Origin of the sequence: Aeromonas lusitana, assembly GCF_002812985.1 — a bacterium.
GTDB lineage: Bacteria > Pseudomonadota > Gammaproteobacteria > Enterobacterales > Aeromonadaceae > Aeromonas > Aeromonas lusitana.
Map to the genome: position 1 here is coordinate 35816 of NZ_PGCP01000010.1, position 20095 is coordinate 55910.

A 20095-nucleotide genomic window follows, 5' to 3' on the forward strand; every position below is an offset into this window, starting at 1 on the left:
ACGGCCCGGCCCCGTATCGCAAGTGCGAATATTTCCCGGAGTGACTATGTCTGATGCCTTGCCAAGCTTTCGCCCCCTGCTCGAATCCGATTTCGAGCTGATCTACCCCATAGAGCAGGCCGCCCACCCTGAGCCCTGGAGCCAGGCCAACCTGCTCTCCTGCTTCGGGCCCCGCTATCTCAACGGCTTGATGCTGATTGAAGGGCGCCCCGCGGGCTTCTATATCTCGGATCTGGTGGCGGGGGACAGCTCGCTGATGAACATCTGCGTGCATCCCGATTTTCAGGGCAAGGGGCTCGGCCGGGCGCTGCTCAAGGAGTATCTCGCCCGCAGCAAGGCCAGAAAGGCAGAGGCCTGGTTCCTGGAGGTGCGCGCCGGCAACCAGCGCGCCATCGCGCTCTACGAGAGTGAAGGGTTTGCCGAATATTGCCGCCGGGCCGACTACTATGGCACGGGCCCTGACAGGGAAGACGCCGTGCTGATGTCCCGCCTGTTCGACTTCTAAGCCCATCTCTCATCCCCCAGCAGCTGCGGGGGATGCCTATCTTCCATCCGTTCGACTGCGCCCAAACCGTTATCCCCCGCCAACGCCATCGGCACTGGGGGATGCGGGGCGTCAACCCCATCAACGCGGTTTGGGCAGAGCTCTCCCCTCAGGGCAGAGGCGCATTGTCGATGGCGGGATCCTCCAGGCTGAGGGTGACCCGCACCACTGCATCGAAGCCCGCGGCCGAGAGCGGCATGAAGAAGCCACGGCCATAGGTCACCCCCGGCATCCAGATCTGCTGATCCTTCACCTCTATGTTGATGGGGCGCAGCGACTCACCGGGGCGCTGAATATAGACACCGGGCAGGGTCCCGACCTTGGGGAAGCGGCGCAATATATGGCCGCTGCCATCGCTCGCGTCCGGATTGAGGCGCACCTTGACCAGCTCGGCCAGGGAGGATTGCATCTCGGGGGCACGCCACAGCAGGGTATCGAGGGAGTTGCAGCGCCGGCATTTAGCGCTCTCAATCACATAGAGCAGGGGATAACCCTGCTGCAGCGCCACCTCTTGCGCCTGCTCATACCCTTCGGCCCCGCTCAGCCAGGGATTGTCGTCCCCGGACGGCAAGCCGCCGAGGGCATACCAGAGACCACCGGCCCCCGCCAGCACCAGCAAGGCCCCCGTGATGAGGCTCTTGAATCCGATACTCATAGCTGCCCTCCCTGAACGAATCCGAACACGCGTCCCCATCATGCCTGACTCCCGTCAACTTGACGACTTTGTGATCCAGGACAAACAGCGCACACTTGTAAGCTGTAATGGTAGAGTTTAAACTCCAGCCCGGTTTTAAATGCCCCCTGCGGGCGTACAACTGTTATGTGAGGATGATTGACGATGTCGCAGTTTCATCTGGTTAGACTGATGCGTGAACGCATTGCCCGCCTTGGCAACAAGGCCGCCCTGCGCGTCCAGCAGGATGGCCAGTGGCGTGCCATCGGCTGGCGCACCCTGGGTCAGGCGATGGACTATTGTGCCCAGGCCCTGATCCGCACCGGCCACCAGCCTACCGAGATGGTCGGCATCTATGCCCGCAACATGCCGGAGTGGACCCAGGCCGATCTCGGCATCCTGGCCGCCCGCGGTGTCAGCGTGCCCATCTACCCCACCAGCACCCTGGATCAGCTGCGCTATATCGTCAAAGACGCCGGCATCAAGCTGCTGTTCGTCGGCGAGCAACCCCAGTTCGATCAGGCGCTCGTTTTGTTGAATGAAGGCGAGATCAGCCAGATCGTCACCCTGGACGGCGCCGTCGATCTGCGCGGCTGCCCACAAGCCAGCCACTTCCAGACCTTCCTCTCCTCCGGCAACCATCAGCCCAGCGAGCAGGTGCTGCGCGATCGCGAGCAGCAGTACCGGATGGATGATCTACTGACTCTCATCTACACCTCGGGCACCACGGGTGAACCCAAGGGGGTCATGCTCGACTTTGCCAATATTGCCGCCTGCTTCGAGATGCACGACCGCCGCCTGGACATGAACGAGCAGGATGTGTCCCTGTGTATGCTGCCTCTCAGCCACGTGTTCGAGCGCGCCTGGACCTACTATGTGCTCTATTGCGGCGCCGAGAACGTCTACATTCGCGATCCTCAGAAGGTGATGGATGTCATCGGCGAGGTGCAGCCGACCGTGATGTGCGCCGTGCCGCGCCTCTACGAGAAGGCCTACGCCATGATCCAGGCCAAGGTCGCCCAGGCACCGCGCCTGCGCCGCGCCCTGTTTGGCTGGGCCACCCGGGTCGGCAAGCAGAAGGTGCAGACCCGTCAGGCGGGCAAGTCCGCCTCCCCTCTGCTCTACGTCCAGCTCGCACTGGCGGAGCGCCTGGTGTTTCGCAAGCTGCGGGCCCGTTTCGGCGGCCGCACCCGCTTCCTGCCGGTAGCGGGCGCCCGTCTCGCGGACGACGTCAACCTCTTCTTCCAGGCCATGGGGCTCAACCTCAAGTACGGCTACGGCATGACAGAGACCACGGCCACCGTCTGCTGCTACGAGGAGAGCCAGTTCCAGCTCGGCTCCATCGGCACGGCCCTGAGTGGCATCGAGGTGAAACTCGGTGAGAACAACGAGCTGCTGGTGCGCTCCCCGACCGTGATGCGCGGCTACTACAACAAGCCAGACGCCACCGCCGAGGTGATGACGGCAGACGGCTTCCTGCGCACCGGCGATGCGGGCGAGCTGGATGCCAACGGCAATATCTACTTCACCGAGCGCCTGAAAGAGCTGATGAAGACCTCCAACGGCAAGTACGTGGCGCCGCAACTGGTGGAAGGGACGCTGGGCAAGGATCGCTTCATCGAGCAGATCGCCATCGTCGCCGACGCCCGCCACTTCGTGTCGGCGCTCATCGTGCCCTGCTTCGAGTCCCTCGAGGAGTACGCCCGCTCCATCAACCTGCAATACCAGTGCAAGACAGAGCTGCTGCGCCACTCTCGGGTGGTTGAGTTCTTCGAGTCACGCATTCACGAACTGCAGCAGGAGCTGGCCAAGTTCGAGCAGGTGAAGAAGTTCACCCTGCTGCCGAGCGCCTTCTCCATGGAGCTGGGGGAGATCACCCCCACCATGAAGCTGCGCCGCAAGATCATCGAGGCCAAGTACCAGAGCGAGATCGAGGCCATGTATAGCCACGTATAAGCAGAGCCAGGTTTAAGCAGAGGCTTGTCCCAACAGCAAAAAGAGGCGCTTCGGCGCCTCTTTTTATGCTCTTCTTTTGCGACGAGTTCCTCGCGACAGAGCCTTAACTTAGCGCCCACTCCACCGCCGCCTCGGCGTGGATGGCGGTGGTGTCGTAGAGTGGCACCGCAGCCTTGGCATCCCCCACCAGCAGGGCTATCTCGGTGCAACCCAGGATCACCGCCTCGGCACCCGCCTGCGCCAATCCGGCGATGATGGTCAGATACTCGGCACGGGAGGCGCCGCGCACCTCCCCCAGGCAGAGCTCGTCGTAGATGATGCGATGGACCCGCTCCCGCTCGGCCTCCTGGGGTACAAGCACCTCCAAGCCGAACAGGGTTTCCAGCCGCCCCATGTAGAAATCCTGCTCCATGGTGAAGCGGGTACCGAGCAGGCCGACCCGGGTCACCCCGTCTGCCACCAGCCGTTTGGCGGTAGCGTCGGCGATGTGCAGCAGCGGGATCTCGATGGCGGCTTCTATTTCGGGCGCCACCTTGTGCATGGTGTTGGTGCCGATCAGCAGAAAATCCGCACCACCAGCTTGCAGATCCCGAGCGGCGACGCTCAGCAGGCGGGCGGTGGCCGGCCAGTCACCGGCGTGTTGCAGCCACTCTATCTCGGCAAAATCGACGCTGTTGAGCAGCACCCTGGCAGAATGCAGGCCACCGAGCCGTGCTCGCACGCCCCGGTTGAGCGCCTGGTAATAACTGACGGTGGACTCCCAGCTCATGCCACCCAGCAGACCGATACATTTCATCCTTGCTCCTTCGAGGGAATGGTGGCAATGCACCAACCGTCGATAAAAAAGGCCCCGAAGGGCCAACAAGACAGAAGGGCAGGCCCGAAGACCTAGATCCAGATCATCAGCACGCAGGCCGCCGTGGCGATCCCCATGCCGAGGTTAAAACGACGCCAGCCTTGGGCTGTGCGGATGAGGCGGCGCACCTGGGCACCGAACAACACCCAGAAGGCCCCTGTGTAGAGGCCGGTGATGAAGAAGGTGCCGAGCACCCAGCTGGCGGACGGCCAGTAGGCGTCCCCCGCCAGGGTGAAGCCGCTGATGGCGGAGAGCGCCATCATCCAGGCCTTGGGGTTGAGCAGTTGCAACATGGCCCCCTGATGGGCCGGGATCAGGGGCCGGTTGCCCTCTGCCGGTCCGCTGGCGGTGGCCACCTTCCAGGCCAGCCAGAGCAGGTAGGCAGACCCCAGGATCTTGAGCCCCTCATGCAGCAGCGGCAGCTTCTCGAACACCACCCCGAGCCCCAGCGCCATGGCCAGGATCATCAGATTGATGCCGCCGACTACCCCCACCAACAGCGGCAGGGAGCGGCGAAAGCCCTGGGCCGCCCCGGCGCTGGTGAGCAGCATGTTGTTGGGCCCGGGCGTACCGCAGGTGATCAGGGCAAAGCCCGCCAGGGGGAGCAACCAGTTCAGATCCATCTCAACCTCAAAATGTGACAGCAAGCCTTCTAATATGCAGAGCCGAGCCCGTGACGACAAGCTCGCCAATGCATTTTCTTCGCATAAAAAATCAAACAGGCCTCAATACCAGAGCATCACCACGCACAGGGCCGTCAACACTCCCAGGCTGCCGTTGAGGCGACGCCAGCCCTGCTCCGAGCTGATCCAGTTGCCCAGCTGATTGCCAAACAATACCCAGACAAAGCAGGTCGGCAAGGCCACCACCACGAACATGATCATGACGGCAATCTGACTCGGCCAGTAGTTGATCCCTTCCTGGCTGAACAAACTGATGGCGGAGATCCCCATCATCCAGGCCTTGGGATTGAGGAACTGGAAGCCAAGGCCCTCCAGCATGGTCAGCGGTCGGCCGCGGCTGGCGGGATCGCCGGGAGCACCGGCGATCGCCACCCGCCATGCCAACCACAGCAGATAGAGGCTGCCGAAGATCTGCAACCCCAGCCGCAGCAGGGGGAAGCGCTCGAACAAGGGGTGCAGCCCCAGGGCCAGGACAATCTGCAGCGCAGGCTGACCGAAGGCGACCCCGAGCAGATGGGGGAAGGTTCGGCGCACGCCGAAGTTCGCGCCGGACGCGGTCAGCATCAGGTTGTTGGGCCCAGGGGTACCGCAGGTGAGCACGGCGAAGCCAAACAGGGTGGCATACCATTCGATGGTCATAATCTTGTCTCCTTGAGGGTCACATTGTCTCGATACAATGTGACTTTCATCATTGTTTCGTGGCTGACATTCACGCTATATTGAGACAATTCTGCGATCAATGGATTTATTGTCACCATGACAATCTGGACTCCCCACCTCGATGCGTTCGAGGGCCCCCTCTACCTGAAACTGGTCAAGGCCATAGAGCAGGCCATCCACGACGGCACCCTGGCCCCCGAGACCCGGCTACCGACCCACAGGGCCCTGGCGGACAAGCTAGGGGTGACGGTCGGCACCATTACCCGCGCCTATTCCGAGGCCGAGCGGCGCGGTCTGCTGGCGGCCAGGGTGGGTCACGGCACCTGGGTCAGGGCGGCCGTGGATCCGGTGGATGAGTGGGTGATCCGCAACGAAGACAATCAGCGCATCGAGCTGTGGCAGAACCTGCCGATCCCGCTGGACAGAGGCGCCATCATCAAGCCCATGCTGATGGAGCTGGCGGACGGGGATCTCAATGCCCTGCTCGGCTATGACAAGGAGGCGGGCCGCCCCTGGCAGCGCCAGCTGTTTGTCGACTGGCTCGCCACCCTGGGGGTCAACAGCCGGGAGGAACACCTGCTGTTCAGCCACGGCGCCCAGCACGGCATCATGCTCTCCCTGCTGGCCACCGGCTGCGTGGGGGAAACCATATTGTGCGAGGGGCTCAGCTACCCCGGCATGCTGGGCAATGCCCGTCAGCTGAAAAACCAGGTGGTGGGACTGCCGCTCGACGAAGAGGGCCTGATCCCGGCGGCGCTGGATGCGGCCTGTCGCCAGCGCAGGGCCAAGCTGCTCTACCTGACCCCCACCCTGCAGAACCCCACCACAGCCGTGATGAGCCCGGCGCGGCGGGAAGCCATAGTCGCCATCGCCCGCCGCCACGATCTGCTGATCATCGAGGACGACGTGAACGGCCTGCTGCCCGAAACCACGATCCCGCCCCTGGTCAACCTGGCGCCGGAGCGGGTCATCTACCTCGGCAGCCTGGCCAAGATCGCCTGCGGCGGATTGCGGGTCGGTTTCGTGCTGACCCCACCCCAGCTGCGCAACGCCTTCGCCCAGGCCATGCGGTTGTCGAGCTGGATGGTGAGCCCGCTGCTCATCGAGCTGGCCTGCAAGCTGGTGAGTCAGCACCAGATCATGCCGCTTATCGAGCAGCAGAGACGGATCCTGGCGCGCCGGGGCGAGCTGCTGCACCACCTGTTGCCGGGGGCGCGCTGGCATCCGGGCTCCATGCACGCCTGGCTGCCCCTGCCCGAGCCCTGGCGCAGTCAGGAGTTCGTCGAGGCCGCCAACGCCCTTGATATCGGGGTCGCCAGCGGCGAACACTTCGCCGCCGGCCAGTTTGCCGCCCCCCAGGGCATTCGCCTGAGCCTGAGCCAGCCGGCCACCGACGCCCGGGTCGCCGAGGGCCTCGAGCGCCTGGCCGGTCTGCTGCGCAGCGCGCCGCCGACCAATCCCCTGCTATAGTCAGTGGCCGCCCCGACCCCCAAGGAGAATCCATGTTGCCGTCCCGTGCCCCGCTGTTGCTGATGACCCTGTTGCTGGGGGGCTGCGCCGCCCCCGCCCATCAGCAGCAACTCGGCCAGGCCCTGAGCGGGCTGGAGGGAGAGCTGGAGCGACTGGAGGAGGAGCTGGCGGCCATGAACGGCTTGCATTACCAGAAGGCCATCGATGCCCCCGCCGCCCTGCGCCGCTACCTCAAGGCGCCCGCCCCTACACCGGAGGGACTGGTGCCCGCAGAGATAGCGCTACAGGACGGCCCCCTGCTGCGTTATCGCTACCAGTTGCCGGACGGCATCAAGGCGCTACCCACCGATAACCCCTGCCTGCGCTACGAGTTCGAGCTGCGCCACCTCGGCCGGCTCGGCCAGCTCGATCTGCACTGGCAAGGGAGTGGCCATCAGGGCCAGCGCCTGATCCAACAGTCTGACTGTCCCTTCTCCGCCAAGGGCCCGGGCCTGCAATAAACCGCGCCCGATGCAAAGAGGGGTTGGCCACTGGCCAACCCCTCTCGCTTTATAAGGTTCCGCTTGTTAGCCACTGCAGCACAGGATCAGATGATCCCCCTCACCAGGATGCCAGTGATCAGCAGCGGCGCCACCAGCCGCCAGCACCAGAGCAGGCAGACGCGCAGCACGGGGGAGAGATCGGTGGGCAGAATGCTGTCCTCCAGTCGCCAGCCCAGCAGCAGGGTCAGCACCAGGCCGAACAGCGGCATCATCAGGTTGGAGGTGAGGTAGTCCAGCAGATCGAAGATGGTCTTGCCAAACAGGGTCAGCTCGCTCCAGGGGCCAAACGACAGGCTGACCGGGATGCCGGAGGCCATGATCAGCAGGGTCAGCACCCGGCAGGCGCCGCGCCTGGACCAACCCCACTCCTCTGTAGTGAAACGCACCAGGTGCTCCAGCATGGAAATGGAGGAGGAGAGCGCCGCCACCAGCAGCAGCAAGAAGAACACCACCCCCAGCCCCTGGCCGAACGGCAGGTGGCTGAACACGGCGGGCATGGTCATAAAGGTGAGGCCTGGGCCGGCAGTCGGGTCGATGCCGGTGGAGGCCAGCGCCGGGAAGATCATCAGCCCCGCCAGCACAGAGATGAGGCTCGCCAGGGTCACCACCCAGACGCCGGATTTCAGCACCCCATCGCTACTCGGCAGATAGGCGCCATAGGTGGTGTGCACCCCAAGGCCGATGGAGAGGGAGAAGAAGGCGAGCCCCAGGGCGTCCAGCACGCTCTGACCGGTCAGCATGGAGAAGTCCGGCAGCAGCAGCTGACGCACCCCGGCCATGGAGCCGGGCATGGAGAGCCCCACCCCCACCAGCAGCAACATCATGACAAACAGGGCCGGCATCATCCAGCGCAGGGCCCGCTCCACCCCCTTCTGGATGCCCCCCTGCACGAACCACCAGGTCAGACCCGCGAACACCAGATGGGTCAGCACGGGCCACCAGGGATCGCTGACATAGCCGTTGAACAGGGCGGTGAGCGCCGGGCCCTCGCTCAGGTTCAGTTTGCCCATCACAGCCAGCGCCGCATACCCCACGGTCCAGCCCCCCACCACGCTGTAGAAGCTGTAGATGAAGAAGCCGCACAGGATCCCCATGTAGCCCATCCAGCGCCAGTTCGGCCCCACCAGTTTTTTAAAGGCGCCGAGCACCCCGCGTTGGCTGCGGCTGCCGAGCAGTGTCTCCCCCACCAGCACAGCCACCCCCAGGGTGAAGCTGAACAGCAGGAACACCAGCAGGAAGGCGCCACCGCCGTTGGTGGCGGTCACATAGGGAAACTTCCAGATGGCACCGAGACCGATGGCGGTGCCGGCCGCCGCCAACACATGCCCAAGACGGGAAGACCACTGAACCTGGCTCATACAACCTCCGGGTAAGACAACATCGAATCGAGACTCCTGACCATGACGGGAAATAAAAAAGGCCGCCTCTGGCGACCTTTGCAATGAACATTCAGACAAACTGCGCGTGCAAGGTCACCTCTCTTGCGAGCTAAAAAATCGACCAAAGGAGGCGATGAAAGGTGACATGAAGCGGATAACCTGCACGGCAAAAAGGAGTCACAGCCTAAACCATGGCAAGAGAGGTTGACAGTTAATAGTCCACTTCAGCCCATAGAACAGCGATATGACGGCATCGACAATTAAAATCACAACATTAAATTTCGAAATTAAATTGTTTTTTAGAATTTTAAATTAGGTCAATGCCACCAGCGAGCCTGCCTCGGCGACGGCTTGGCAACCGCATTCTGATGTCAAAGCAAGGCGGGCGAGCCGTGGGCCCGCCCGCCGGGATCACAGCAGGCCCCGCACCAGGATGCCGCCGATGAGCAGGGGCGCCAGCCAGCGCCAGCAGCCCATCACCAGTTGACGCCAGTGGGGCGCCAGCCCCTCGGGCAGCGCCCGGCGACCGAGCTTCCAGCCGAGCAGCAGGGTGAGGGCCAGGCCGAACATGGGCATCATCAGGTTGGAGGTGGCAAAATCCAGCAGCTCGAAGATGTTCTTGCCAAACAGGGTGATGCTCGCCCAGGGGCCGAACGACAGGCTGACCGGAATGCCCCCCGCCATCACCACCCCAGTGATGAGGCTGCAAGAGGTGCGGCGCGACCAGCCGAAACTCTCACTCAGGAAACATTGCAGGTGCTCCAGCAGGGAGATGGAAGAAGAGAGCGCCGCCACCACCAGCAGGGCGAAGAACACCACCGCCAGCCCCTGGCCGAACGGCAACTGCTGGAACACGGCCGGCATGGTCATAAAGGTGAGGCCCGGGCCCGAGGCGGGGTCTATGCCGGTTGCCGCCAGCACCGGGAAGATCATCAACCCCGCCAGCACGGCGATGAGGCTCGCCAGCAGCACCACCCAGAGGCTGGAGCGGCCGACCCCCTCGCTGCTCGGCAGATAGGCGCCATAGGTGGTGTGGATGCCAAGACCGATGGAGAGGGAGAAGAAGGCCAGCCCCAGGGCGTCCAGCACCCCGGACATGCCGAGCTTGCTGAAGTCCGGCATCAGGAAGTGGCGCACCCCGGCCATGGCGTTGGGCAGGGTCAGGCCGAACGCCACCAGCAGCAGGATCATGATGAACAGGGCCGGCATCATCCAGCGCAGGGTGCGCTCCACCCCTTTCTGTACCCCGCCCTGCACGAACCACCAGGTGAGACCCGCGAACAGCAGATGGGTCAGCACGGGCCAGAGGGGATCGCCGACGTAGTCGTTGAAGCGGGCGGTAAGGGCCGCCCCATCGCCGTGTTGCAGCTCACCCGCCAGCGCCATGCCGGTGTAACCCAGGGTCCAGCCCCCCACCACGCTGTAGAAGCAGTAGATAAGCAGGCTGCACACGAGGCCCATGGCGCCGACCCAGCGCCAGCGCTTGCCCATCAGCTCACCGAAAGCCCCCACCACACCGCGCCGGGTCAGGCTGCCGAGCAGGGTCTCCCCCATCAGCACCGCCACCCCCAGGGTGAAGCTGAACAAGAGGAACACCAGCAGGAAGGCGCCACCGCCGTTGGCGGCGGTGACATAGGGGAACTTCCAGATGGCGCCGAGACCGACCGCGGAACCCGCGGCGGCCAGGATGTAACCGAGCCGGGATGACCATTGGGACTGCTTCATAAGAACTCCAATCGGGGGGCCCACCCAGAGGGGCCCAGAATGGTGCTCAGACTACCCCTGACCCTGTGCAATCACTCGTCGTATCTCTGGCTTAAAACCGACTTATTAGCAGCAATGACTAACAATATTCGGTTTATCACCCATTCGTGCCACAAAACAAAAACCGGAGCATTTTTGCTCCGGTTTTGCATCGACTGGGAAGATCCCGGGGACTAGATAACCCCCAGCTCCCGCAGCCGCTCCATCAGGTAGCTGTGGGCGGTGTGACGCTCGGAGAGCACCACGTCCGGACGCGGGTGCAAGAACAGCGGCAGAGAGATGCGGGATTTGCTGACACTGCCGCCGGTCGGGTTGATGACGCGATGGGTGGTGGAAGGGTAGTAGCCGTGGGAGGCCTCCTGCAGCATGTCACCTATGTTGATGATCAGGGTGCCAAAATCGCAGGGCACGTCCATCCACTCCCCATCGGAGCCCTTCACCTGCAGGCCCGGCTCGTTGGCGGCGGGCAAGATGGTGAGCAGGTTGATGTCCTCGTGGGCGGCGGCGCGGATCGCCCCCGGCGCCTCTGTGCCGTCGAACGGCGGATAGTGCAGCACCCGCAGCAGGGTCTTCTGGCTCTCTTCAATCATGGAGGAGAGCGAGCAGCTGTAGTGGGCGGCGATATCGCTCGGGGTGTATTGCTCCACCCAGCCGAGCAGCTCGGCGGCCAGCTTGTTGGCGAGGGCGTAGTACTCCATCGCCTGGGCCTTCAGCTCTTCTGGCATCTGACCCCAGGGGTAGAGGTGGAAGTACTCCTTGATGTCCTTCTGGGTGTTGCCCTTGGCCACCTCGGAGACTGACGGCGGGAAGTAGCCATCCTGGGTCTCGCGGTTGAACAGGAAGTCGTGCTTCTGCTCGCTCATGAAGAAGCGATACCAGTTGTCATAGATGGACTGCACCAATTCCTTGGGGATGGGGTGGTTGGTCAGTACCCCGAAGCCCGTGGTACGCAGGGATTCGGTGAAGCGCTCCGCCGCATCGGGGGAGCGGTAATCAACGGTCAGGACTTTCATTATTTTTGTTACGCGCCAGTTAAAAGTAGGCGCAGTTTACCCTGCCTCCCCCGGCAAGGAAAGGTTGCCCGAAAGCCGTTCATAACAGGTTGAAAATAATGACAAAAATATCACAATATCGGACTCTGCCGCGGCCCTTGTCCCTTTCCTGCTTCCTCACTAGAATGCCTGCACTTTCACATTAGGAGCCGTTCCATGTCCCCAAGGATGCTGTTGCTCACCCTGCCCCTGCTGCTCGCCGGTTGCAGTTCCCTGTCCGAAGAGGAGTGCCGCGCCATGAGTTGGTACAACCAGGGCTATCAGGATGGGGCCGAGGGCAAGACCCGAACGGCCAGCAGTGGCTACAGCAAGACCTGCGGGGAATATGGCCTCAAGGTGGACGAGGCCGAGTGGCAGCGGGGTTACGCCAAGGGGCTTGAGCTCTACTGCATCCCCGAGCTCGCCTACAGCAAGGGGCGGGAGGGGAACGAGTATCTGGGGGTCTGCCCCAATGATACGACCTTCCTCACCCAGTTCGAGCGTGGTCGCAAGGAGTTCCTGGTGGCCCAGCGCTTAAGCGAGTTGCAGCAGGAGCTGGAGCGCACCGAGCGGGACATCTATCAGCTGGATCAGCAGATCCGAAACGAGAACGACAGCAAACAGCGGGACTACTACCGCGCCCAGCGTGAGCGGGCCATCCGCCACTACGAGGGGGCGCGCCGGGAGTACAATCGCATTCGCTTCCCGGATCGGGTGATCCAGTTCTCCTTCGGTAGCTGAGCATCGGGAGGGGCGCTATCCCCTTCCCGTTTCTCAAAAGATGATGGGGTGGCCGATGCCACCCCATCATCTTTTCAGGAGGGCAATACCCAGCGCTGCAACGCCAGCGCTATGCCATCCTCGTTGTGATCCGCGGTCACCTGATGGGCATGGGCCTGGATCTGGGGCGCCGCATTGCCCATGGCCACCGCCAGCCCGACCTGCTCGAACATGCTGATGTCGTTGTTGTTGTCCCCAAAGGCCACCACGTTCTCCATCGCAATACCTTCGCTAGCGGCCCACTGGGCCAGCCGGTTGCCCTTGCTGCAGCCGGGTTGCACCAGCTCCACCGCGTAGGGCGCCGCCCAGTCCTGGGTAAAGGGCAGTGTCTGCACCACCTCCCCCACGAAGCGATGCAAACGGCCCGGATCCTGGTTGAACAGCTCCAGCTTCCAGACCGGTTTTTGCAGCCAGGCGGCGATATCCTCGGCCGGCAGCAGGGAGACCTTGAGGTGATCCGGCTGATTGGCCGACCAGCGCCGCATCCGGCCCACGTGCTCCTCACAGCCGAGGTAACCGATGCCGTCATCCAGGTGGAACAGGGCCCCCATCTGCTGGGCCTCGACCTGCTCCAGCAGTGCGGTGAGCGGCTCCACCGCCAAAGGATCCCCCGCCAGGATCCTGTCTTGCGCCGGATCGTAGAGGTAGGCGCCGTTGCTGCAGATGATGGGGGTGTCGAGGGCCAGCTCATGATGGAAGGGACGCGCCGTCATGAAATGGCGCCCGGTCACCAGCAGCACCTTGATGTCGTGGGCACGGGCCTGGGCCAGGGCGGCCCGGGTGGCGGACGAGATCTTGTGATCCCGGGTCAGCAGGGTGCCATCCATATCTAGAGCAATGGCCTGGTAATGACTCATATCACCTCCAAGAAGATTGAACCGTGCGAGGTGCCATACAATCCCGGTTCTAGCGCAATGGCCTGAAAACGACTCATATCACCTCCAAAGGCTGGGCATCGCCGGGCGCATGATTGGGAGAGGGGTCGCCGGGCGATCGGTAAGACGGAGTAAAGAGTCATACCGTCCCAGAGTCGGCGCCCTGATGCAAGCTCCCGCTGCCCCGCCGGCGCCAATCTGTGATCCACGGATCAGCCAGGCTCGACCTGGGCCCCCGCCTGCTCGCGCCTGTCAGCCGTACGGCGCAGGCCATAGAAGCCCAGCGCGCAGAGTACCCCGCACAGGGTCGCCAGGTAGAAGGGCCACTCGGTACCGGCCAGCAGCGCCACGCTGCCCACCACCACCGCCAGGATCTCGCTGCCCACCGCCAACCCGCGATAGAGCCCCATCGCCTGTCCCTGCTGTTGGGGATGGCTGCGGTTGGAGACGGCGACCGAGATGGCCAGCTCCCCTATGCTCATGCCGATGCCCGCCGGAATGAAGGTGAGCGCCAGCCCCCACCATTGGCTCGGCAGCACGAACATCAGCATGCCCGCCGCCATCACCAGATGACCGACGATGCCGAGGCTGCTGCCGCGCCAGTGACGGGCGAGCTGCTCGCCGATCCAGGAGCCCAGCATCATGGGCACGCTCACCAGCACGGCCGCCTGGGCCAGTTGCACCGGATCCCAGGCCAGCCGCTCCACCAACCAGACGTTGAAGTAGGTGAAGTAGAGCTGTACCGCGCCATAGCTCAGCAGGGTCAGCACGAAGTAGGGCAGCAAGCGGGGCTGTTGCAGCAGTTGCCAGGTGGAGAGCGGCGCCAGGGTCTGCTCCGCCGCCACCGGCGGCCTATTGGGAATGAGCCAGAGGATCAGCAGCAGGTTAACCGCCGTCATGGCCACCGCCAACCAGGCCGCCAGGCTGTAATCCCCGGAGATCACGGCGGCGTAGCCACCTATCATGGGCCCCAGCACCCAGCCGAGATTCATGCCGATGTTGATCCTGGCGAAGTTGCGCGCCTTGGTCTTGGGGGTGCTCATGTCCGCCGCCATGGCCTGGACGATGGCGATGTCACCGTTGAAGAAGCCCTCCAGTACCCGGCTCAGCAAGAGCAGCGGCAGGGAGCGCCAGGCGATGCCGAGCGCCATCAGGGCGTAGCCCGCCAGCACGCCGATGAGGCAGAGGGTCAGGATGGGTTTGCGGCCATAGCGGTCCGACAGCTTGCCGAGCCAGGGCGCCCCCAGCAGCTGGAACAGCGGGTAGAGCCCCATGATGACGCCGAGCCACACCTTGCGACTCCAGTCCGAGGCCTCCGGGCTCAGCATGCCCTGGGCCGGATCCAGCATCAGGGGTGCCAGCACAGGGGATGGCAGGCTGAAGCCCGCCACCGCCAGGGTCACCGTCATCACCAGCACCCAGAGGGTGGCCTGCGTCTTGATTCCTTCCATGTCCGCCTCATTAAATAAAGTTATTTGTTTATTTATACTGAGATGAGTCGCCCCATTAAGTAAAGCGAATTATTGATTTAAACGGATCCCCTCCCCATAATGGGCCCATCAAGGCCTGCTAGAAATGCCCCAATGCGCATCTGTCGATAACGAGAGCCAGCCCATGAATGAGTGCCAAATACCGACAAGATCCCATAGCAGCCAGAGATGACATCCATCCCCCGGTGCACACCTGTCGATAACGAGAGCCAGCCCATGAATGAGTGCCAAATACCGACAAGATCCCGTGGCAGCCGGAGATGACATCCATCCCCCGGAGCGCACCCGTCGATAACGAGAGTCAGCCCATGAATGCCAGCACCGACAAGATCCTCTACCTGTTGAAGACCCACGGGCCCCAGAGCGCCGCCGCCCTCGGCGATCAGCTGCAGATGACCTCCATGGGCGCCCGCCAGCATCTGATCGCACTGGAGGCCGAGGGCTGGGTAGGGTTCAGTGACGAGGCGCGTGGCCGGGGTCGGCCGATGCGGCTCTGGCACCTGACCGATCAGGCCTGGCAACGCTTCCCCGACACCCACAGCGAGCTGACCCTGCAGCTCATCGACGACGTTCAGCAGCTGTTTGGCGAAGAGGGGATGGAGCAACTCATAGCGCGGCGGGAGCAACAGATGCTCGGCCGCTATCGCGCCGAGCTGACCCAGACCGAACTGGAGGGCAAGCTGGCAAGCCTCAAGGCCCTGCGCAGCCGGGAGGGCTATATGGCGGACATGCGCCAGGAGGAGGACGGCAGCTGGCTGTGGTGGGAGAGTCACTGCCCCATCTGCGCCGCGGCGCGCGCCTGCCGGGGATTTTGCCGAAGCGAGCTGGCGATGTTTCGCCAACTGCTGGCGCCGGCCGAGGTGGAGCGGGAGCAATACCTGCTGGACGGGGACAGGCGCTGCCTCTATCGCATCCGGCCCTGATGCCAAAGCCCAAAAACAACAAAGCAGGCGCCGGGATGCCTGCTTTGTTGCCTTCGGGGAGGGGATGCTCTCAGTCCAGCCCGCCATTTCCCGATAGGGTCAGACGGCTGATGGGGTTGATGACCCGGTAAGGTCCTTCACCGCAGAGACCTGGTTGGATATCTGCTTTGCCACCGGAAGATGTAATTATCATATCCCCGCCGGTGCGGTGAGTGGTTGTGAAGTAGCGGGTATTTTCGGTTGTTTTTGCAATAGTTCACCCTTAATCTAGGAAAAGTGAATTAGTAATTGCAACGAGGAACGGAGAATGCTGAAACTTGATCGTATCGACAGGCACATTCTGGAGTTGATGCAGGAGAATGGCCGCATCAGCAACCTGGAGCTGGCCGAGCTGGTCGGACTCTCCCCGTCCCCCTGCTCCCGCCGGGTCAAGGCGCTGGAGGATGCCGGTCTCATCGATACCCATGTCACCCTGCTCAACGCCCGCCAGCTGGGTCTCACCCTCACCGCCTACATTCACATCTCCATGGACAGGCACACACCTGAGCGGTTCGAGAGCTTCGACAAGGCCATTCAGGAGCTGCCCGAGGTACTAGAGTGCGATCTCATCACAGGCAACGACGCCGACTACCAGCTCAAGGTGGTGGTGCGGGACATGGAGCACTACCAGCACTTCCTGCTGGACAAGCTGACCCACATCCCCGGGGTGACTGGGGTGCGCTCCAGCTTCGTGCTGCGCCGGATCAAGCACAAGACGGCGCTGCCCCTCAATCACCTGGGCTAAAGCCCGCCCGCCGGTTGCCGGCACCAAAAAAAGAGGAGGCCTTGGCCTCCTCTTTTTGTATCTCTCTGTATCTCTATATCTGTCTGCGCCGGACTTATCGGCCTCTGCCGCGCTATCCCCTTGGGATCAGGCTTAGACGCTCACCTGGCTGACATCCTGCACCTGCAGCAGCCAGCCGGCCTGCTCATGCTGGGGCTCGCCACTAAGGCGCAGCCGCTCACCGGCAGGGACCCATTGCCCCTCGGGCAAGGCGACCAGCAGACTCTCGTTGCCGTTGTCGAACAGCCAACGATCGGCACCTAACGACTCTATCAGATACCCTTCCATCTCCACTCTGGACTCGGCCAGCCAGGACGGCGCAACGGAATCACGGCTCTCGATGAAATCCCCCTGAACACCAAAACTGGCCAGCCCCCACAGAATGGAGAGGCCGACGATGGATGATTGCATCTCTTCTCTCCTCTTATCCTCTGGAACTGTGGGGCCAGTATGGGAAGAGAAAAATGAGTGCACCATGAACAAGTCGGCAAAGTGCTGGCGGGATCGCGAAAAAAACCGGCCAGTGGGCCGGTTTTGTCATTTTATGCTGCCTGCATCACACTATTTTGCGGCTTCCTCTGCCATCCGTGCCGCCCTTGGTTTATTCATCCACATGGCCACGCCGCGATGGGCGTCGCAGATCCCCACATCGCTGATGGCCCGCACCCGGGCGCCGTCCTTGCAGATGGCCTGCCAGGCGTCGGCATCGTCTATCTGCAGCGTCGATGGAGCATGGGTGCCACCGGCGCAGGCGCCAAGCAGCAGGGTAAACAAGGGCAACAGTGGCTTCATAGGATGGATCCCGGGTCGATGAGGGCCGACTCAGCGTCCCAGCTGGGCCGCCAGACGATCGCAGAGCTGTTTCAGCTGAGCCAGTTCAGCATCGTCCAGATCCAGCTGGCTGCGCAAGTTGTCCACCAGGCAACACTCCTTCACCCCCTGCTGCAGCTCACGCCCGGCCTCGGTCAGGCGGATGCACTTCTGCCGCTCGTCTTCGCTTGAAACGGTGCGGGTCAGCCAGCCCTTGCTCTCCAGCCGCTTGACGATGGGAGTCAGGGTGCCCGCATCCAGCCCGGTTTCCTGGCCAATCTCCTTGAGGCTGACCTCGTCCCGCGCCCAGAGCGACAGCATGACCAGATATTGGGTGTAAGTGAGATCCAGCTTGTCCAAGAGCGGCCGATAGGCGCGCATCACCGCATTGGAGGCGCTGTAGAGGGCAAAACAGACCTGCTTTTTCAATTCACTCATGGGGCACCTCGCTGGTAATGGCGCCAGTATACCCCAGGAGGCGGGGACGCTGAATAATTTGCACACAAAACAGTTGTCAGACCACCCGTTCGGCATTAGGCTGGAGTTAGTTTGCACGCAAGATAACACAGCCCGCAGGACACCATACTGCTGGACGCGAGACCCGCACAGGCGCAGTCTGAACTGCCCACTGCACCTTAGTGACCGCCCCCTTTCTGGAGAAACACCATGAGTCAGCTCAGCCATCAGATCCAGTTGCTGCGTCGCCCGAGCGGCCTGCCAGCCCCGGACGATTTCACCCTGCAGGCCGTTGCCCTGCCCGAGCCCCAGGTGGGGGAGGTGCTGGTCGCCAACCAGTGGCTGTCGGTGGATCCCTACATGCGCGGTCGCATGAGCGAGGCCAAGAGCTATGTGCCGCCCTTCGCTCTCAATGCCCCCCTCGAGGGAGGCGCCATAGGTACCGTGCTGGCCTCGCGCCACCCCGGCTTCAAGGTGGGCGATCGGGTGAGCAGCATGCTGGGCTGGCGAGACAGCTTCGTCGCCAAGGGGGAACAACTGACCCGATTGCCCGCCACCGACTTGCCGCCCCAGCTGTTCCTCGGCGCCCTCGGCATGCCGGGCATGACCGCCTGGGCCGGACTGCACCAGGTCGCCAAGTTGCAGGCAGGTGAGACCCTGCTGGTCTCGGCGGCTTCCGGCGCGGTCGGCACCATGGCGGTGCAACTCGCCAAGCGCGTTGGGGCTAAGGTCATCGGCTCCACCGGCTCGGCCGACAAGGTCGCTTATCTCAAGACCCTGGGGGCCGATGCGGTGATCAACTATCGTGAAACCCCGGATCTCGATGCCGAGCTGGCGCGGCTGGCACCGGAAGGGATCCAGGTCTACTTCGAGAACGTGGGTGGCGCCATGTTGGAGGCGGCCCTCAATCACATGGCGCTGCACGGTCGCATCGTGCTGTGCGGCCTCATCGAGCAGTACAACAGCAACGGCGAGGCGAGCGGCCCGCGCAACCTGGCCCAGGTGATCCGCAAGCGCATCCTGATCCAGGGGTTGCTGGTCTCCGACCACTGGCAGCACTACGGCGCCTTCCTGGCCGAGGCCATTCCCGCCTTCGAGGCCGGGGCCCTGCAGAGCGAGGAAACCGTCAGCCAGGGGCTGGCCAGCATGCCACAGGCGTTTATCGGTCTGTTCCAGGGGCGCAACACCGGCAAGATGCTGGTCAAGCTGGACTGAGCGCCCGCCCGGCATCGAGCACGGCAAGCCCCCCTCATCTTTATCAAGAGACAGGCCGAGGGGCATAGCAATGGCAAGATGCCGGTCAAGCTGGACTGAGTGCCCGCCATCGGATGCAAGTAAGGCGAGCCGAGTGTGGAGCGATGGAGATAGACCGAAAACAGATTTAGCGGCACGCGAACGGGCAAATAGACTCGGCTTCAGCCCCTCCAAGCCATCGTTTAAACAGATGCTATCTTCCGCCATCTATCTCATTAATGGATGGTAAATCGGCGCAATCTGACAGTCTCCCGCCGGTTCAGCGACCGGTGACTTGCGAAACGGGCCCATCCGCCCTAAGGTGGGCCCGTTTTTTATGGTGCAATCTGACCTCGGCGAGATGAGTCTATCTCCCCCAGCATTTGAGGGCGGTGACAGGGTCAGCCTACCCAATCCAGCTCGCACCTAGTCCGTCGCCATGACAGTGCACGACGCCGCCACCATCAGCCACGCAGTGCAGCTATCGTGCAACCACCACAAGGAGGTCTCCCCATGTCCACTCCCTATCCCCGCGTCGGTGTCGGCGTCATCCTCACCAATGCCGAGGGCCGGGTGCTGCTCGGCAAGCGCAAGGGCAGCCACGCCCCCTACTGGTCCATCGCGGGCGGCCATCTGGAGCTGGGGGAGAGCTTCGAATCCGCCGCCATCCGGGAGGTGGCCGAGGAGACCGGCTTCGTTATCAAAGCGCCACGGGTCATCGCCGTCACCAACAACCTGGAGACCTGGAGCGAGAGCGGGCTGCACTACATCTCGGTCACCCTGCTGGCCGAGGTGGAGGGTGAGCCGCAACTGCTGGAGCCGGAGAAGTGCGAGGGCTGGATCTGGTGCGATCCCCGCGAACTGCCTGAGCCCCATTTCGATGCCAGTCGCCAGTCCATCGCCTGCTGGCTGGCCGGACGTTGCTACTTACCGCAGCCGAGCCAGCCGGCAATCTAGACCATCCCCTGCTGGTTGGCGGGCCGTTGCTATCTGCCACAGCCGAGCCAGCCCGCTCCATAGACCATCCCCTATAAGCTGGCCGGGCGCGGTTATCTGCCGCAGCTGAGCCAGCCGCAGTAACGCCAACCCGAACTGTCATCCAAACGTCACCGCCTTGTCATATCATCGAGGTCCATGATAACAATGA

The 20095-nt window shown here is 63.0% G+C and carries 21 protein-coding genes; 9 read left to right on the forward strand and 12 right to left on the reverse strand.

Annotation, left to right across the window (positions count from 1 at the left end; translation table 11 throughout):
* The first annotated feature begins 58 nt into the window (after positions 1 to 58).
* A complete protein-coding gene (gene rimI, locus CUC44_RS07350; RefSeq protein WP_100859419.1) occupies positions 59 to 505 on the forward strand; it encodes a ribosomal protein S18-alanine N-acetyltransferase in 447 nt (148 codons plus the stop codon).
* Positions 506 to 653: 148 nt separating this feature from the next.
* Here rimI and CUC44_RS07355 read toward each other — a convergent pair whose 3' ends face one another.
* A complete protein-coding gene (locus tag CUC44_RS07355) occupies positions 654 to 1199 on the reverse strand; it encodes a hypothetical protein (protein WP_100859327.1) in 546 nt (181 codons plus the stop codon).
* 183 nt (positions 1200 to 1382) lie between these two features.
* Between CUC44_RS07355 and CUC44_RS07360 the strand changes: the two genes are divergently transcribed.
* Positions 1383 to 3173: an AMP-dependent synthetase/ligase gene (locus CUC44_RS07360; protein ID WP_100859328.1), complete on the forward strand. Its 1791-nt coding sequence runs from the start codon at positions 1383 to 1385 to the stop codon at positions 3171 to 3173.
* A 103-nt stretch (positions 3174 to 3276) separates the two neighbouring features.
* Here the strand turns inward: CUC44_RS07360 and CUC44_RS07365 are convergent, their stop codons facing one another.
* From CUC44_RS07365 to CUC44_RS07375, 3 genes are all read right to left on the reverse strand, one after another.
* The gene (locus CUC44_RS07365; protein WP_100859329.1) at positions 3277 to 3969 is read right to left on the reverse strand and encodes an aspartate/glutamate racemase family protein; all 693 of its coding nucleotides are present in this window, start codon (positions 3967 to 3969) and stop codon (positions 3277 to 3279) included.
* A 92-nt stretch (positions 3970 to 4061) separates the two neighbouring features.
* Positions 4062 to 4652, reverse strand: coding sequence for a LysE family translocator (locus CUC44_RS07370; protein WP_100859330.1), 591 nt, complete (start codon positions 4650 to 4652; stop codon positions 4062 to 4064).
* 102 nt (positions 4653 to 4754) lie between these two features.
* On the reverse strand, positions 4755 to 5351 hold the full coding sequence (locus tag CUC44_RS07375) for a LysE family translocator (RefSeq protein ID WP_100859331.1): 597 nt from the start codon (positions 5349 to 5351) through the stop codon (positions 4755 to 4757).
* Positions 5352 to 5468: 117 nt separating this feature from the next.
* Here CUC44_RS07375 and CUC44_RS07380 point away from each other — a divergent pair, with 117 nt between their 5' ends.
* Both CUC44_RS07380 and CUC44_RS07385 read left to right on the forward strand, forming a co-directional pair.
* Positions 5469 to 6842 carry an aminotransferase-like domain-containing protein gene (locus CUC44_RS07380; RefSeq protein ID WP_100859332.1) on the forward strand — a complete coding sequence of 458 codons (1374 nt, stop codon included), beginning with the start codon at positions 5469 to 5471 and terminating at the stop codon, positions 6840 to 6842.
* A 32-nt stretch (positions 6843 to 6874) separates the two neighbouring features.
* Complete coding sequence (locus CUC44_RS07385; RefSeq protein WP_100859333.1) at positions 6875 to 7342, forward strand: hypothetical protein; 468 nt, start codon at positions 6875 to 6877, stop codon at positions 7340 to 7342.
* A gap of 86 nt (positions 7343 to 7428) precedes the next feature.
* Here the strand turns inward: CUC44_RS07385 and CUC44_RS07390 are convergent, their stop codons facing one another.
* From CUC44_RS07390 to CUC44_RS07400, 3 genes are all read right to left on the reverse strand, one after another.
* Positions 7429 to 8742, reverse strand: coding sequence for a sodium-dependent transporter (locus CUC44_RS07390; RefSeq protein ID WP_100859334.1), 1314 nt, complete (start codon positions 8740 to 8742; stop codon positions 7429 to 7431).
* A gap of 432 nt (positions 8743 to 9174) precedes the next feature.
* Positions 9175 to 10488, reverse strand: a complete 1314-nt coding sequence (locus CUC44_RS07395) for a sodium-dependent transporter (protein ID WP_100859335.1) — start codon at positions 10486 to 10488, stop codon at positions 9175 to 9177.
* Positions 10489 to 10700: 212 nt separating this feature from the next.
* A complete protein-coding gene (locus CUC44_RS07400; protein WP_100859336.1) occupies positions 10701 to 11540 on the reverse strand; it encodes an isopenicillin N synthase family dioxygenase in 840 nt (279 codons plus the stop codon).
* Between the two features lie 195 nt (positions 11541 to 11735).
* Between CUC44_RS07400 and CUC44_RS07405 the strand changes: the two genes are divergently transcribed.
* Complete coding sequence (locus CUC44_RS07405) at positions 11736 to 12299, forward strand: DUF2799 domain-containing protein (protein ID WP_100859337.1); 564 nt, start codon at positions 11736 to 11738, stop codon at positions 12297 to 12299.
* Between the two features lie 74 nt (positions 12300 to 12373).
* Here CUC44_RS07405 and CUC44_RS07410 read toward each other — a convergent pair whose 3' ends face one another.
* Entirely contained in the window at positions 12374 to 13195 is an 822-nt protein-coding gene (locus CUC44_RS07410; protein WP_100859338.1) for a Cof-type HAD-IIB family hydrolase, read from the reverse strand.
* A 230-nt stretch (positions 13196 to 13425) separates the two neighbouring features.
* Positions 13426 to 14664, reverse strand: a complete 1239-nt coding sequence (locus CUC44_RS07415; protein WP_100859339.1) for an MFS transporter — start codon at positions 14662 to 14664, stop codon at positions 13426 to 13428.
* A 347-nt stretch (positions 14665 to 15011) separates the two neighbouring features.
* Between CUC44_RS07415 and CUC44_RS07420 the strand changes: the two genes are divergently transcribed.
* On the forward strand, positions 15012 to 15626 hold the full coding sequence (locus CUC44_RS07420) for a helix-turn-helix transcriptional regulator (protein WP_100859340.1): 615 nt from the start codon (positions 15012 to 15014) through the stop codon (positions 15624 to 15626).
* A 307-nt stretch (positions 15627 to 15933) separates the two neighbouring features.
* Positions 15934 to 16410 carry an Lrp/AsnC family transcriptional regulator gene (locus CUC44_RS07425; protein WP_100859341.1) on the forward strand — a complete coding sequence of 159 codons (477 nt, stop codon included), beginning with the start codon at positions 15934 to 15936 and terminating at the stop codon, positions 16408 to 16410.
* 132 nt (positions 16411 to 16542) lie between these two features.
* On the opposite strand, the gene CUC44_RS07430 is transcribed toward CUC44_RS07425, so the two are convergent.
* The 3 genes from CUC44_RS07430 to CUC44_RS07440 form a co-directional block, all read right to left on the reverse strand.
* Positions 16543 to 16860, reverse strand: a complete 318-nt coding sequence (locus CUC44_RS07430; RefSeq protein ID WP_100859342.1) for a hypothetical protein — start codon at positions 16858 to 16860, stop codon at positions 16543 to 16545.
* Between the two features lie 150 nt (positions 16861 to 17010).
* The gene (locus tag CUC44_RS07435; protein WP_100859343.1) at positions 17011 to 17241 is read right to left on the reverse strand and encodes a hypothetical protein; all 231 of its coding nucleotides are present in this window, start codon (positions 17239 to 17241) and stop codon (positions 17011 to 17013) included.
* A 30-nt stretch (positions 17242 to 17271) separates the two neighbouring features.
* On the reverse strand, positions 17272 to 17697 hold the full coding sequence (locus tag CUC44_RS07440; RefSeq protein ID WP_100859344.1) for a MarR family winged helix-turn-helix transcriptional regulator: 426 nt from the start codon (positions 17695 to 17697) through the stop codon (positions 17272 to 17274).
* 228 nt (positions 17698 to 17925) lie between these two features.
* On the opposite strand from CUC44_RS07440, the gene CUC44_RS07445 reads away from it, so the two are divergent.
* Together CUC44_RS07445 and CUC44_RS07450 are read left to right on the forward strand one after the other, a co-directional pair.
* Positions 17926 to 18930, forward strand: coding sequence for an NADP-dependent oxidoreductase (locus tag CUC44_RS07445; protein WP_100859345.1), 1005 nt, complete (start codon positions 17926 to 17928; stop codon positions 18928 to 18930).
* Between the two features lie 531 nt (positions 18931 to 19461).
* Positions 19462 to 19905, forward strand: coding sequence for a nucleotide triphosphate diphosphatase NUDT15 (locus tag CUC44_RS07450; RefSeq protein WP_100859346.1), 444 nt, complete (start codon positions 19462 to 19464; stop codon positions 19903 to 19905).
* Positions 19906 to 20095 lie beyond the last annotated feature (190 nt).